At 64.9% G+C, this 14,016-nt stretch carries 19 protein-coding genes and 1 pseudogene; 3 read left to right on the top strand and 17 right to left on the bottom strand.

Features of this window, described 5'->3' with window-relative positions:
* Positions 1-272 precede the first annotated feature (272 nt).
* The 3 genes from yihA to MKD50_RS21545 all read left to right on the top strand — a co-directional run bounded on the left by yihA (position 273) and on the right by MKD50_RS21545 (position 3,458).
* The gene (gene yihA, locus MKD50_RS21555; RefSeq protein ID WP_115705175.1) at positions 273-974 is read left to right on the top strand and encodes a ribosome biogenesis GTP-binding protein YihA/YsxC; all 702 of its coding nucleotides are present in this window, start codon (positions 273-275) and stop codon (positions 972-974) included.
* A 252-nt stretch (positions 975-1,226) separates the two neighbouring features.
* Positions 1,227-2,219: a porphobilinogen synthase gene (gene hemB / locus MKD50_RS21550; RefSeq protein WP_172582576.1), complete on the top strand. Its 993-nt coding sequence runs from the start codon at positions 1,227-1,229 to the stop codon at positions 2,217-2,219.
* Between the two features lie 18 nt (positions 2,220-2,237).
* The gene (locus MKD50_RS21545) at positions 2,238-3,458 is read left to right on the top strand and encodes a magnesium transporter CorA family protein (protein ID WP_115705178.1); all 1,221 of its coding nucleotides are present in this window, start codon (positions 2,238-2,240) and stop codon (positions 3,456-3,458) included.
* A gap of 30 nt (positions 3,459-3,488) precedes the next feature.
* Here MKD50_RS21545 and dsbD read toward each other — a convergent pair whose 3' ends face one another.
* The 17 genes and pseudogenes from dsbD to rpsN form a co-directional block, all read right to left on the bottom strand.
* Positions 3,489-5,414 (bottom strand): protein-disulfide reductase DsbD, encoded by a 1,926-nt coding sequence (dsbD, locus tag MKD50_RS21540; RefSeq protein WP_252668590.1) that lies wholly within the window; start codon positions 5,412-5,414, stop codon positions 3,489-3,491.
* Positions 5,415-5,515: 101 nt separating this feature from the next.
* Positions 5,516-5,863: pseudogene (cutA, locus tag MKD50_RS21535) on the bottom strand (divalent-cation tolerance protein CutA); the annotation flags it as partial.
* Between the two features lie 125 nt (positions 5,864-5,988).
* Positions 5,989-6,384 (bottom strand): 50S ribosomal protein L17, encoded by a 396-nt coding sequence (gene rplQ / locus MKD50_RS21530; RefSeq protein WP_010812373.1) that lies wholly within the window; start codon positions 6,382-6,384, stop codon positions 5,989-5,991.
* Between the two features lie 135 nt (positions 6,385-6,519).
* On the bottom strand, positions 6,520-7,500 hold the full coding sequence (locus MKD50_RS21525) for a DNA-directed RNA polymerase subunit alpha (RefSeq protein ID WP_010812374.1): 981 nt from the start codon (positions 7,498-7,500) through the stop codon (positions 6,520-6,522).
* 165 nt (positions 7,501-7,665) lie between these two features.
* Entirely contained in the window at positions 7,666-8,289 is a 624-nt protein-coding gene (gene rpsD / locus MKD50_RS21520) for a 30S ribosomal protein S4 (protein ID WP_063241270.1), read from the bottom strand.
* Positions 8,290-8,593: 304 nt separating this feature from the next.
* Positions 8,594-8,992, bottom strand: a complete 399-nt coding sequence (gene rpsK, locus MKD50_RS21515; protein WP_010812376.1) for a 30S ribosomal protein S11 — start codon at positions 8,990-8,992, stop codon at positions 8,594-8,596.
* Between the two features lie 24 nt (positions 8,993-9,016).
* Positions 9,017-9,382, bottom strand: a complete 366-nt coding sequence (gene rpsM, locus MKD50_RS21510; protein WP_010812377.1) for a 30S ribosomal protein S13 — start codon at positions 9,380-9,382, stop codon at positions 9,017-9,019.
* Positions 9,383-9,401: 19 nt separating this feature from the next.
* Complete coding sequence (rpmJ, locus tag MKD50_RS21505) at positions 9,402-9,518, bottom strand: 50S ribosomal protein L36 (protein ID WP_008642959.1); 117 nt, start codon at positions 9,516-9,518, stop codon at positions 9,402-9,404.
* 30 nt (positions 9,519-9,548) lie between these two features.
* Positions 9,549-9,767, bottom strand: coding sequence for a translation initiation factor IF-1 (gene infA, locus MKD50_RS21500; protein WP_010812378.1), 219 nt, complete (start codon positions 9,765-9,767; stop codon positions 9,549-9,551).
* Between the two features lie 23 nt (positions 9,768-9,790).
* On the bottom strand, positions 9,791-11,134 hold the full coding sequence (gene secY / locus MKD50_RS21495; protein ID WP_062801963.1) for a preprotein translocase subunit SecY: 1,344 nt from the start codon (positions 11,132-11,134) through the stop codon (positions 9,791-9,793).
* Positions 11,135-11,181: 47 nt separating this feature from the next.
* The gene (gene rplO, locus MKD50_RS21490) at positions 11,182-11,616 is read right to left on the bottom strand and encodes a 50S ribosomal protein L15 (protein WP_012354135.1); all 435 of its coding nucleotides are present in this window, start codon (positions 11,614-11,616) and stop codon (positions 11,182-11,184) included.
* A 19-nt stretch (positions 11,617-11,635) separates the two neighbouring features.
* Complete coding sequence (gene rpmD, locus MKD50_RS21485; RefSeq protein WP_010812381.1) at positions 11,636-11,818, bottom strand: 50S ribosomal protein L30; 183 nt, start codon at positions 11,816-11,818, stop codon at positions 11,636-11,638.
* Between the two features lie 10 nt (positions 11,819-11,828).
* The gene (gene rpsE, locus MKD50_RS21480; RefSeq protein ID WP_006160449.1) at positions 11,829-12,347 is read right to left on the bottom strand and encodes a 30S ribosomal protein S5; all 519 of its coding nucleotides are present in this window, start codon (positions 12,345-12,347) and stop codon (positions 11,829-11,831) included.
* Positions 12,348-12,368: 21 nt separating this feature from the next.
* Positions 12,369-12,725, bottom strand: coding sequence for a 50S ribosomal protein L18 (rplR, locus tag MKD50_RS21475; RefSeq protein WP_010812382.1), 357 nt, complete (start codon positions 12,723-12,725; stop codon positions 12,369-12,371).
* An 11-nt stretch (positions 12,726-12,736) separates the two neighbouring features.
* The gene (rplF, locus tag MKD50_RS21470) at positions 12,737-13,270 is read right to left on the bottom strand and encodes a 50S ribosomal protein L6 (protein ID WP_012354137.1); all 534 of its coding nucleotides are present in this window, start codon (positions 13,268-13,270) and stop codon (positions 12,737-12,739) included.
* A 10-nt stretch (positions 13,271-13,280) separates the two neighbouring features.
* A complete protein-coding gene (rpsH, locus tag MKD50_RS21465) occupies positions 13,281-13,676 on the bottom strand; it encodes a 30S ribosomal protein S8 (protein WP_010812384.1) in 396 nt (131 codons plus the stop codon).
* Between the two features lie 27 nt (positions 13,677-13,703).
* Positions 13,704-14,009 (bottom strand): 30S ribosomal protein S14, encoded by a 306-nt coding sequence (gene rpsN / locus MKD50_RS21460; RefSeq protein ID WP_010812385.1) that lies wholly within the window; start codon positions 14,007-14,009, stop codon positions 13,704-13,706.
* Positions 14,010-14,016: the final 7 nt, after the last annotated feature.

Genomic DNA, 14,016 nt, shown 5'->3' with positions numbered 1-14,016 from the left:
GGAACGACACACTAGGCTTCCCGCCCGGACGACGGCAGCCGAGGCACGCGGCATGGATGCCACGCGTCACCCGTTCAGGAGACCGTAAACCGGCGTATTGTACAATAAGTTATGTGCCGGATTGATGCCTTGCGCCTTGTCGTGCCCGCTTCGGGCTGCGCCACATCAAGCCCGGCGGGCGGCTCAGGCCGCAGCCATCCCACCCTGGCGAGACCCCGGCCCTGGCATGCGCTTGCGCGCGGCCTCCGCGGCCCGCCCCACCGCTCTAGCGCATGTCCCTTCTTCACCAGGCCCGCTTCTTCATTACCGTGAACCATCTGCGCGACCTGCCCGCCACAGCCGTGCCCGAAGTCGCGTTCGCCGGCCGCTCCAACGCGGGCAAGTCCACGGCGATCAACATCTTGTGCAACCAGAAGCGGCTGGCGTTCTCGTCGCGCACGCCCGGGCGCACCCAGCACATCAACTATTTCTCGGTGGCGCCGGTCAAGGCGCCCGACCCGCTCGCGTTCCTGGTCGACCTGCCCGGCTACGGCTATGCCGAGGTCTCGGGCTCGGCCAAGTACCACTGGCAGGGCCTGCTCAGCGATTACGTGCAGACCCGCCAGCAGTTGGCCGGCCTGATCCTGATGATGGATGCGCGCCGGCCGTTCACGGATCTCGATTGCCAGATGGTCGAGTGGTTCCTGCCCACCGGACGACCGATCCACGTGCTGCTGACCAAGGCCGACAAGCTCACCAACAGCGAAAACGCCAAGGCCCTGCGCGAGACCCGCAAGATGCTGCAAGGCTATGCCGAGCAGCTGGAAACGCCGGTGCCGATGACGGCGCAGCTGTTCTCCAGCCTGAAGCGCCGCGGCATCGAGGAGGCACAGGGTGTGATCGCCGGCTGGCTGAACCTGCCGGAAGCGCAAAAGGCTGAACGCGGGCCCACCGCCGCAAACACAGTGCCGCCCGCGTCCGATCCTGCCGCGTGACCCTGGCAGCGAGCGCGCAAAAAAAAAGCCCCGTCGCAAGCAACGGGGACAAACTTTCCCGCCAGTGGGGCGGGTACCCGCTCAGGGAGGAGTAGCGGGGGACACCGCGCCACGCAGCGCGCAACGCAAAGTGTCCGCGAGTATGATGGCGGGCACGCACAAAAGTTTAGTTTTTCTTCGGCCAGCCGCACGACGCTGCGCGCGCCGCGCTTGCCGGCCCTGCATTCCGTCCTCTTCCGTCAAGAAGCCGCCATGTCCACCTTCCCCGAGTTCCGCCCGCGCCGCATGCGCCGCGATGATTTCTCCCGCCGCATGATGCGCGAGCATCGCCTGTCCCCGGACAACCTGATCTACCCGGTCTTCATCCTCGACGGCCAGAACCAGCGCCAGGCCGTGGCGTCGATGCCGGGCGTGGAGCGCGTCTCGGTCGACCTGCTGATGCCGGTGGCCGAAGACTGCGTCAAGCTCGGCATCCCCGTGCTGGCGCTGTTCCCGGTAATCGACCCGTCGCTGAAGACGCCCGACGGCATCGAGGCCACCAACGCCAACGGACTGGTACCGCGCGCCGTGCGCGCGCTGAAGGACCGCTTCCCCGAACTGGGCGTGCTGTGCGACGTGGCGCTCGACCCGTACACCAGCCATGGCCAGGACGGCGTGCTCGACGACAACGGCTACGTGATCAACGATGCGACGGTGGAGATCCTGGTGCGCCAGGCGCTGGCGCAGGCCGAGGCCGGGGTCGACATCGTCGCGCCGTCCGACATGATGGACGGCCGCATCGGCGCGGTGCGCACCGCGCTGGAAGACAACGGCCATATCCATACCCGCATCATGGCGTACTCGGCCAAATACGCGTCGGCGTTCTACGGCCCGTTCCGCGACGCGGTGGGCTCGGCCGCCAACCTGGGCAAGGGCAACAAGATGACCTACCAGATGGATCCGGCCAACACCGACGAGGCCCTGCGCGAAGTGGCGCAGGACATCCTGGAAGGCGCCGACATGGTGATGGTCAAGCCCGGCATGCCGTACCTGGACATCGTGCGCCGCGTGAAGGACGAGTTCCGCTTCCCCACCTACGTGTACCAGGTCAGCGGCGAGTACGCGATGCTCAAGGCCGCCGCGCAGAACGGCTGGCTGGACCACGACAAGGTCATGATGGAATCGCTGCTGGCCTTCCGCCGCGCCGGTGCCGACGGCATCCTGACCTATTTCGCGCGCGACGCCGCGCGGCTGCTGCAGGCCTGACGGCCGAACCGACTGCGCATGGAGTTGCTAGGGTTCTCCGCCAGCCAGGTACACCCGCTCGCCTCGCTCACCGAGGCGGGCAGCTTTCTGTCTGGCAATGCCGCGTCGCTGTTCGTGTGGGCGGATTTTTCCACCGAAGAGGTCACCGCGGCGCCCGACGCCTGGCGTGAGCAGGTGCGCCAGCTGGCCGGCGCGCCCATCCTCGACCTGCACCTGGCCGACGCCACCAACGCCGCGCATCCGTCGTACTTCGATACGACCCATGCGTACGACATGGTGATCTTCCGCAAGCTGACCTTCGAAACCAGCCGCGCCATTGTCGAGGCCGAGCCCCAGGACGCCACCGGCACCGCTAGCACCACCAAGCCGGCCGCGGCCGAGGCCGCGGCCCGGCAGAAGCGTTATGCGCCCGGCTTCCTGCCGGCACTGGCCAAGATCGATACCCAGCCGGTCACGTTCTTCATGTTCGACACCGTGCTGGTGACGGTGCGCTCGGGGCCGTCGCGCACCATCGATCAGGTGCGCCAGCGCTTGCTCGAGCTGTGCCAGGCCCCGCGTCCACAAGCCGCGCCCGCGCGTGGCAACGGCCAGTCCCTGCTGCACGGCATCCGTCCGCCGAGCCGGCCCGAGGACCTGATGCTGCGGCTGCTCAACGCCATGGTCGACCGCTACCTGGAACTGCGCGCGCCGCTGACGCGCCAGCTCGACCGCTGGCAGCGCGCGCTGCTGAACTCGCGCCGCAGCTTCTCCAGCTGGGAGGGCCTGCTGGATGCGCGCATCCAGCTGCGCAAGCTGGAACACCTGAGCGAGGAGCAGCGCGACGCGCTGCAGGAATTCCGCGACAGCCTGCTCGACAATCGCTACAGCAGCGACCAGCCGGGCGGCGCGGCCAATGCGCCGGGGCGCGACGAGGTGCTGCTGGTGCGCATCAACGACGTGATGGAGCATATCCAGCGAGTGCTGGCGCATGCTCGCCGGCTGGAGGATTCGATCGAATCGGCGGTGCAGATCCACTTCTCGGCGGTGGCGCACCGGACCAACCGCACCATGCGCGCGCTGACGCTGATCACGGCGCTGTTCATGCCGCTGACGCTGATCACCGGCGTCTTCGGCATGAACTTCGAGCGCATGCCCTGGCTGCAAGAGCCGCAGGGCTTCTGGTGGTCGATCGGATTGATGGGTGCCGTGGCGGTGGTACTGGCGGCGCTGTGGGGACTGGCGCGGCAGCTGGAGCGCTAGCCGCAGGCCTGGGTACGCCTCGCGTGCAGATCAGGTGCGCGTACGCGTACCGAAAGCGCGCTCCAGGCTTTCCAGGAAGCGGTTGGCCGACTGGTAGCCGATCACGCGCACCGGGCGCTCGCGACCATCCGGGCCGAACAGGATGATGCCGGGCGGGCCGAACAGCCCGAAGCGCTTGAGCAGGGCCCTGTCGTCGGCATTGTTGGCGGTCACGTCCGCCTGCAGCAGCACGATCTCCGACAGCCGCGCGCGCACGCGCGGATCGACGAAGGTCATGCGCTCCATTTCCTTGCAGCTGACGCACCAGTCGGCATAGAAATCCAGCAGCACCGGCTTGCCCGCGGCGGCGGCCTGCGCCACGCGGGCGTCGAGCTCGGCCACGCTGCGCACACGCTCGAAGCGCACCACCTCCGCACCGCCGGCGCTTTCGCCGCCGCTACGCGCCACGCTCAAATGCGACAGCGGCTGCAGCGGGTCGCGCCCGCCCGAAGCCACGCCGATCAGCACGATTGCGGCGGCGATGGCAAACAGCACGCCCACGCCCTTGCCCACCCGCACCAGGTTGCGCGGCTCCGGCCCCAGCCCATCGAAGGCACCGAGAAAAACCGCCGCCACCAGCAGCAGCGCCGCCACCAGCAGCATCGTGGTCCATGCCGGCAGCACCGGCCCAAGCATCCACAGCGCCACGCCCAGCAGCAGGAAGCCAAAGAAGCGCTTGGTCACCTCCATCCAGCGGCCGGCGCGTGGCAGCAGGTTGCCCGCGCCCACGCCGACCAGCACCAGCGGCACGCCCATGCCCAGCGCCATCGCGAACAGCGCGGCGCCGCCGATCACGGCATCGCGGCTCTGCGCGATATAGGCCAGCGCCCCCGCCAGCGGCGCCGTCACGCACGGCCCGACGATCAGCGCGGAGATCGCTCCCATCGCCGCGGCCCCGGCCACCTGGCCACCCTGGCGGCGGTTGGACGATTCCGTCAGCCGGGTCTGCCAGCGCTGCGGCAGTTGCAGCTCGTACAGGCCGAACATCGACAGCGCCAGCGCCACCATCAGCGCCGCGAAGGCGCCCAGCACCCAGGGCGTCTGCAGCGCGGCCGACAGCCCCTCGCCGAGCAGGCCCGCGGCCACGCCAACCGCGGTGTACACCACCGCCATGCCCAGCACATAGGCCAGCGACACCAGCAGCGCGCGGCCGCGCGTAACGTGCTCGCCCACCACGATCGATGACAAGATCGGCACCATCGGCAGCACGCACGGCGTAAAGGTCAGCAGCAAGCCCAGGCCGAAGAACAGTGCCGCGATCAGGCCCGGGTTGCGGCTGGCCAGCGCGCCGGCGATGCGGTCGCTGTCGTCGGCGCGCAGGGTCGCGGTCGAACCCGGTACGGCGGGTACCGCGGGTACCGCGGGCGCCGGAACCGGCTCGAACGCCGGGGCGTCGCTGCGGCCGCGCTTGCCGAACAGGTCGGCCAGCGCGCTGTCGCCCACCTTGTGGACGCTTTCCATCGGGGGATAGCACAGGCCCTTGTCGGCGCAGCCCTGCGAGGTCACCGTCAGCGTCCATTTGCCATCGGCTGGCGCTGCCTCGACCGGCACGCGGATGACCACGCTGTCGCGGTAGGTCTCCATCTCCTTGCCGAAGGTCTCGTCGAACTTGACCTTGCCCTGCGGGTAGGCTGGCGCGCCCAGCTTCACTCCGGCCGGCTGCGCGGCGAAGGCAAAGCGCTCTCGGTACATGTAGTAGCCGGGCGCGACGTCAAAGCGCACTTCGATGGTCTTGTCGTCCGGCTGGCTGGCGGCAAAGCGAAAGGCTTGCTCGGGCGGCAGGAAGTCGTCCTCGGTGGCGGCGTGGAGGCTGCCCGCCAGGCACAGCCAGGCCAGCGCCGCCAGCAGCGCTGCGGCAATATGCCGCACCCACATCTGCGCGGGCGTGCCCACCCGCCGTGCCAAACCAATGTTCATGAATCCGATTCCTGTTGGTCTTGATCCTGGGGCGCTGCCGTACCTGGCGCTGCGCCGCGGGCATCGGCGCCCGGTGCCCACGTTCCTGGCTGCGCCGGCACGCCGGCGGATTCGCTGCGCACCCATGCCAGGTAGGGACCGTAGCCCGCTGACACGGGCCACGCGAGCAGCTCCGGCACGTCGTAGGGGTGATGTTGCCGGATCACGGCCTCGAGCGCAGCGTAGCGCGCGCGCGTGGTCTTGATCAGCAGCGGCCATTCCTGCGCCCGTTCGAGCTTGCCCTGCCACCAGTACTCGGATTCCGCCGGGGCCAGACGGTTCACACAGGCAGCCGCGCGCGCCTGCAGCACGGCCCGCGAGAGACGCGCCGCGGTATCGGCGTCGGGTGCATTGGTGACGACGACGAGCACCTCGTCCGGACCGGCACCCTGCTCAGTATGGTTTTGCATCGACACTCTCCGTGCGGCCGTCTGCACCCGGCCCGCGCAAAACAAAAGAGCCAGGCGATTGCCTGGCTCGATTGTAAGCGGTGTGCCCGCAACCGTCGCGCGACGGCAGCGGGCGGGAAACGCACTTATTCCGCGGCTTCTTCGGCCGGGGCTTCGGTGATTTCCGGACGATCCACCAGCTCGACCAGCGCCATCGGCGCGTTGTCGCCCTGACGGAAGCCGAACTTCAGGATGCGGGTGTAGCCGCCCGGACGGGTGGCATAGCGCGGACCCAGTTCGGTGAACAGCTTGGTGACCATGTCGCGGTCGCGCAGGCGTGCGAAAGCCAGGCGGCGGTTGGCAACGGTGTCCTTCTTGGCCAGCGTGATCAGCGGCTCGACAACCTTGCGCAGTTCCTTGGCCTTGGGCACGGTGGTCTTGATCAGCTCGTGCTGGAACAGCGAGTTGGACATGTTGCGCAGCATCGCGAGACGGTGCGACGAGGTGCGGTTCAGTTTCCGCAGACCATGACGGTGACGCATGATGATTCCTTTCAGTTAAGTGTTTGACCAGCTCTTCTATCGTCCGATGCGGCTGGACGCGGGCCGGTACTCATACATGCCCCGGCCACAGCCGGGGCGGTTGCTGCGATGCGGGACGGATGCCCCGCGCCACAATTACTTCTCCAGACCTGCGGGCGGCCAGTTCTCGAGCTTCATGCCGAGGGTCAGGCCACGCGAGGCGAGGACTTCCTTGATCTCGTTGAGCGACTTGCGACCCAGGTTCGGGGTCTTGAGCAGCTCGTTCTCGGTACGCTGGATCAGGTCGCCGATGTAGTAGATGTTTTCGGCCTTCAGGCAGTTGGCCGAACGCACCGTCAGCTCCAGGTCGTCGACCGGGCGCAGCAGGATCGGGTCGATCTGCGGCGTGCGGCTCGAAGCGGCCTCGGCGGCCGACTCGGTGCCTTCCAGCGCGGCGAACACGGACAGCTGGTCGACCAGGATGCGGGCCGACTGGCGGATCGCTTCCTCGGGCGAGATCACGCCGTCGGTTTCGATGTTCATCACCAGCTTGTCGAGGTCGGTACGCTGCTCCACACGGGCGGATTCAACCGCGTACGACACGCGGCGCACCGGCGAGAACGAGGCGTCCAGCACGATGCGGCCGATGACCTTGCCGGATTCGTCGCCGAACTTGCGCACGTTGCCCGGCACATAGCCGCGGCCCTGCTCGACCTTGATCTGCATGTCCAGCTTGCCGCCGGCCGACAGATGGGCGATCACGTGGTTCGGGTTGATGATCTCGACGTCGTGCGGCAGCTCGATATCGGCGGCCGTGACCACGCCTTCGCCATCCTTGCGCAGCGACACCGTGACTTCGTCACGGTTGTGCAGCTTGAACACCACGCCCTTCAGGTTGAGCAGCAGGTTGACGACGTCTTCCTGCACGCCGTCGATGGTGGAATACTCGTGGACCACCCCAGCGATCGTAACTTCGGTCGGGGCATAACCGACCATCGACGACAGCAGCACGCGACGCAGGGCGTTACCGAGCGTATGGCCGTAGCCGCGCTCGAACGGCTCCATCACGACTTTGGCGTGATGGTCGCCCAGAGGCTCGACGGCGATGATTTTTGGCTTGAGGAGTGCTGTTTGCATTAGGTTGTCCTTTTCAATACCCTCGGCTCGTTACACCGATAAGGCTGACGTTTGGAACCTGGAAATCCCATCGTAACGATGGGCGAAGCCCGACGCGCGCCAGGCGCGTCGGGCTGAAGGAGAAGCTTTGCGACGAACGCAAGCTCTGGGCCGGCTGCTCGCGGATTAACGCGAGTACAGTTCGACGATCAGGCTTTCGTTGATGTCGCCCGAGATATCGGCGCGATCCGGGACTTGCTTGAAGGTGCCTTCGAACTTCTTGGCATCCACTGCGACCCAGGTCGGGAAGCCCGACTGCTCGGCCAGCGACAGTGCTTCGGCGATACGGACCTGCTTCTTCGACTGCTCGCGGATGGTGATGATGTCGCCCGACTTGATCTGGGCCGACGGCACGTTCAGGGTCTGGCCGTTCACCAGGATCGCCTTGTGCGACACCAGCTGACGCGCTTCAGCGCGGGTCGAGCCAAAGCCCATGCGGTACACCACGTTGTCCAGGCGCGATTCCAGCAGTTGCAGCAGGTTTTCGCCGGTGTTGCCCTTGCGGCGGTCGGCTTCGGCGAAGTAGCGGCGGAACTGGCGCTCGAGCACGCCGTAGATGCGCTTGACCTTCTGCTTTTCGCGCAGCTGGTTGCCGTAGTCCGAGGTGCGGGCACCCGAGGTGCGGCCATGCTGGCCCGGCTTGCTGTCCAGCTTGCACTTGTCGGCCAGCGAGCGGCGAGAGCTCTTCAGGAACAGGTCGGTGCCTTCACGGCGGGAAAGTTTGGCCTTCGGGCCGGTATAACGTGCCACGTTGTCTTCCTTTGATCGATCACGGCGCCTTCAGGACGCGCCGTGAGTCCGCCAACGCAGTGCTGCCGCAGTGCCTCGGGGCACGCGCCAGACCGTGACGGACGGTGGGCTTATTAAGCGCGCTCCGTTGTTGGAGGCGTCGCTGCAAGCATTTACCAATACGCCGATGCGCAAATGTGCCTTGAAAGACACTGCTCCGGCGCAAAACGAAAACCTGCCGCATTAAAATGCAGCAGGTGAACGCGCGATACTACCATATCCAAAACCGGCAGGTAAACCCGCCGGCTCGGGACACGCCAGCGCATCAGATGCGGCGGCGCTTCGGCGGACGGCAGCCGTTGTGCGGAATCGGCGTGACGTCTTCGATGATCGCGATCTTGATGCCCAGCGCGTTCAGCGCGCGGACAGCCGATTCACGACCCGGGCCGGGGCCCTTGATACGCACTTCCAGGTTCTTGATGCCCTGGTCTTGCGCCACGCGGCCGGCGTTCTCGGCAGCAACCTGGGCAGCGAACGGGGTCGACTTGCGCGAACCCTTGAAGCCCTGGCCACCGGCGGTCGCCCACGACAGGGCGTTGCCCTGGCGGTCGGTGATCGTGATGATGGTGTTGTTGAACGAGGCGTGGACGTGCGCAATGCCGTCGGCAACGTTCTTCTTGACCTTTTTACGCGCGCGAGCGGCGTTATTCGGACCTTTTGCCATTAGTTTCTTCCTCTGCCTTCGGCTTTACTTCTTCAGAGCCACGCCGGCCTTGCGCGGACCCTTGCGGGTACGGGCGTTGGTACGGGTACGCTGACCGCGCATGGGCAGGCCCTTGCGGTGACGCATGCCACGATAGCAACCAAGGTCCATCAGACGCTTGATGTTCATCGTGGTTTCACGACGCAGGTCACCCTCGACCGTGACCTTGCCCACTTCGTCACGAAGCTTTTCCAGGTCGGCGTCGGTCAGATCCTTGACCTTCTTGTCAAACGGTACACCGGTGGCCTCGCAAATCTTGCGAGCGCGCGAGCGGCCGACACCATAAATGGCGGTCAAGCCGATTTCGGTGTGCTTGTGGTTCGGGATGTTAACCCCTGCGATACGTGCCATTCGTCAATCCTCTTTCCGATTAGCCTTGGCGTTGCTTGTGGCGGGGATCCGACGAGCAGATCACGCGCACGACACCGTTGCGCTTGATGATTTTGCAGTTGCGGCAAATGCGCTTAACAGAAGCCAGCACTTTCATAATTTTCCTCTTCCTTCAATTCCTGTTCGCTCACTTCGTCCGGAAGACGATTCGTGCGCGCGACAGATCATATGGGGTCAGCTCGACCGTCACCTTGTCACCCGGAAGGATCCGGATGTAGTTCATTCTCATCTTGCCGGAGATATGGCCCAGCACTACATGGCCATTCTCCAGCTTGACTCGGAACGTCGCATTGGGCAGGTTTTCCAGGACCTCGCCCTGCATCTGGATGACGTCGTCTTTAGCCATACCTAGCCTGTACCGATCCGAAGTCAGCGCAAGGTCAGATTGCCCTTGAAATTCGCCTTCTTCAGCAGCGACTCATACTGCTGCGACATGACATAGGACTGAACCTGGGCCATGAAGTCCATCGTGACGACCACGATGATCAGCAGGGAGGTTCCGCCGAAATAGAACGGAACGTTCCAGCGCAGCACCAGGAATTCCGGCAACAGGCAGACCAGTGTGATGTAGATCGCACCAGCCAGCGTCAGACGCACCAGGATCTTGTCGATATAGCGCGTCGTCTGCTCGCCCGGACGAATGCCTGGAATGAAGGCACCGCTTTTCTTCAGGTTGTCTGCCACTTCACGGCTGTTGTACACCAGGGCCGTGTAGAAGAAGCAGAAAAATACAATCGCAGCAGCGTACAGCAGGATGTAGACCGGCTGGCCCGGCGACAGCGTGGCAGCCAGGTCCTTGATGAACCGGCCGACCGTGCCCGTCGAGTCAGACGTGAACCAGCCCGCGATCGTCGCCGGGAACAGGATGATCGACGATGCGAAGATCGGCGGAATCACCCCTGCCATGTTCAGCTTCAGCGGCAGGTGCGACGACTGGCCGCCGTACACCTTGTTGCCGACCTGACGCTTGGCATAGTTCACCAGGATCTTGCGCTGGCCACGCTCGACGAACACCACGGCGAAGGTCACACCGATCACGATCGCCACGATGAAGATCGCCGCGATGATGCTCATGGACCCCGTGCGGACCAGTTCGAACAGTCCGCCGATCGCGTTGGGCAGACCCGCCGCGATACCGCCGAAGATGATGATCGAGATGCCGTTGCCCAGACCGCGCTCGGTGATCTGCTCACCCAGCCACATCAGGAACATCGTGCCGGTCACCAGCGTGATCACTGCCGTGGCCCGGAACATCAGGCCCGGATCCAGCACCAGCCCCGGCTGCGACTCCAGCGCGACCGCGATCGACAGCGCCTGGAACGTGGCCAGAACCACGGTGCCGTAGCGCGTGTACTGCGTGATCTTGCGCTGCCCTGCCTGCCCTTCCTTCTTCAGCGACTCCAGCTGCGGCAGCACGATCGTCAGCAACTGCATGATGATCGACGCCGAGATGTACGGCATGATGCCGAGCGCGAAGACGGTAAAGCGCGACAGCGCCCCGCCCGAGAACAGGTTGAACATCCCGAGGATGCCACCCGACTGACTCTGGAAAAGCTTCGCAAGCTGCTCCGGATCGATACCGGGCACCGGAATATGAGCGCCGATGCGGTACACGATCAGGGCCAGCACCAGAAACATCAGCCGGCGCTTGAGGTCGCCGTACTTCGCCGTGTTCCTGGCTTGCGCGCTTGCATTGGGTTTCGCCGTGGCCAAACGATGCTCCGACTATGACTGCCTATGCTGCGATGAATGCTGCCGTATCAGGCTGCGATCTGGCCGCCGGCGGCTTCGATCGCGGCCTTGGCGCCAGCGGTGGCGCCCAGACCCTTGATCGTCACCTTGCGGGTCAGCTCGCCGGCCTTGATGACCTTGGCGCTCTTGACCAGGTCGCCGACCAGGCCAGCCTGCTTCAGGACCAGCAGGTCGACTTCGGCCGCTTCCAGGCGCTCGATGTCACGCAGCGTGACTTCGGCGGTGAACGCCTTGGTCAGCGAGGTGAAGCCGCGCTTCGGCAGGCGACGATACAGCGGCATCTGGCCGCCTTCGAAGCCCACCTTGTGGAAGCCGCCCGAACGCGACTTCTGACCCTTGTGACCGCGACCGGCGGTCTTGCCCAGGCCGGAGCCGATACCGCGGCCGACGCGACGCTTGGCGTGCTTCGAACCGGCAGCCGGTTTCAGGTTGTTCAGTTGCATCTTGCTCTCCAAGTCCCGATCAGGCCAGAACCTTGACCAGGTACGAGACCTTGTTGATCATGCCGCGCACGGCGGGCGTGTCCTGCAGCTCCGACACCGAGTTGATGCGGCGCAGGCCCAGGCCACGGACGGTGGCGCGATGATCCTCGCGCGTGCCGATCAGGCTGCGCACGAGTTGCACTTTTACGGTTTTCTGCGACATTGCGTTCACCTTAACCCAGGATGTCTTCGACCGACTTGCCACGCTTGGCGGCGATTTCGCCCGGCGTGCTCATCTTCTGAAGGCCGTCCAGCGTGGCGCGAACCATGTTGTACGGGTTGGTGGAGCCGTGCGACTTGGTCACCACGTTGGTGACGCCCATCACTTCGAAGATCGCGCGCATCGGGCCGCCGGCGATCACGCCGGTACCTTCCTTGGCGGGCATCATCAGCACCTTGGCGGCGCCGTGCTTGCCAACGACTTCATGTTGCAGCGTGCCGTTCTTCAGCGAGACCTTGACCATCTTGCGACGGGCTTCGTCCATTGCCTTCTGAACGGCGACCGGCACTTCCTTGGCCTTGCCCTTGCCCATGCCGATGCGGCCATCGCCGTCACCAACCACGGTCAGCGCAGCGAAACCGAGAATCCGGCCACCCTTCACCACCTTGGTGACACGGTTGACCGAGATCATCTTCTCGCGGAGGCCGTCGTCGCGTTCGTCCTGTTGGACTTTTGCTTGCATCTTTGCCATGACGTATCTCTCTTTATGCGCTTAGAACTTCAGGCCGGCTTCGCGGGCGGCGTCTGCCAGGGCCTTCACGCGGCCATGGAAACGGAAGCCGGCGCGATCGAAGGCGACGGTTTCCACGCCGGCAGCCTTCGCCTTCTCGGCGATGCGCTTGCCCACGACGGTAGCGGCAGCGGCGGTAGCGCCCTTGCCATCCAGTTCCTTGCGCACTTCCACCTCTGCGGTCGAAGCCGAAGCCAGCACCTTGGTGCCGCACTCCGAGAAGACCTGGGCGTAAATATGCGAATTCGTACGGAACACGGTCAGACGATTGACTTTCATCTCCGCGATCTTGGCGCGGGTCTGACGTGCACGGCGCAAACGAGCGTCTTTCTTGTTCATCATTGCACCCCTTACTTCTTCTTGGTTTCCTTCAGGATGACGCGCTCGTCGCTGTAACGCACACCCTTGCCCTTGTAGGGCTCGGGCGGGCGGTACGCGCGGACTTCCGCGGCAACCTGACCGACTTTCTGCTTGTCCGCACCCTTGATCAGGATTTCGGTCTGCGTCGGCGTTTCGGCCTTCACGCCTTCCGGCATCTCATGGATCACGTCGTGCGAGAAACCAAGCTGGAGCTTCAGCGCAGTGCCTTGCAGCTGGGCACGATAGCCCACGCCAACGAGGTTCAGCTTGCGCTCGAAACCGGTGGTCACGCCCTTGACCATGTTCGCCGCCAGGGCGCGCATGGTGCCTTGCAGGGCGTTTGCTTCACGCGACTCGTCAGCCGGCGCGAAGGTCAGCGTGTCGTTCTCGACATTGACCTTGACCAGGCTGTGAATCGGCTGCGACAGCGTACCCAGCGGACCCTTCACGGAGAGCACGCCAGCTGCCACGTTCACTTCCGCGCCCTTGGGGAGCGCGATGGGAGCCTTACCTACACGGGACATGGTTCTCTCCTTAAGCGACGTAGCAGAGAACTTCGCCGCCCACGCCGGTGGCGCGAGCCTTGCGGTCGGTCATCAGACCCTGCGGGGTCGAGATGATCGCCACACCGAGGCCGTTCATCACTTGCGGAATGTCGCTGCGGCCCTTGTACACGCGCAGGCCCGGCTTCGAGACGCGTTCGATGCGCTCGATCACCGGACGGCCGGCGTAGTACTTGAGACCGATGCTCAGTTGTGCCTTGCCGCCATCTTCCTGGACGGCGTAGTCGTCGATGTAGCCTTCGTCCTTCAGGACCTTGGCGATTGCCACTTTCAGCTTCGACGACGGCATGACAACCGACGCTTTCTGCACGCCCTGGGCGTTGCGGATGCGCGTCAGCATATCGGCGATAGGATCGCTCATGCTCATACTGTTTCTCCTGTAGCCTGTGCGTAATTACCAGCTGGCTTTCGTCAGACCCGGGATTTCGCCCTTGAAGGCGATTTCGCGGATCTTGTTACGCGCCAGGCCAAACTTGCGGAAGGTACCGCGGGGACGACCGGTGATCGCGCAGCGGTTGCGCTGGCGGGTCGGGTTCGCGTTGCGCGGGAGCTGTTGCAGCTCGAGACGCGCGCTGTAACGCTCTTCTTCCGACTTTTCTTGGTCGTCGATAATGGCCTTGAGGTTGGCGCGCTTGGCGGCATACTTCGCCACCAGCTTGGCGCGCTTCTTCTCACGTTCAATCAGAGCCAGTTTAGCCACGGTTACC

This window comes from Cupriavidus mimosae, assembly GCF_023952485.1.
In the GTDB taxonomy this organism is placed as follows: domain Bacteria; phylum Pseudomonadota; class Gammaproteobacteria; order Burkholderiales; family Burkholderiaceae; genus Cupriavidus; species Cupriavidus taiwanensis_C.
The sequence above is the reverse complement of the archived record's forward strand: the minus strand, read 5'-3'. Positions and strand labels throughout refer to the sequence as shown.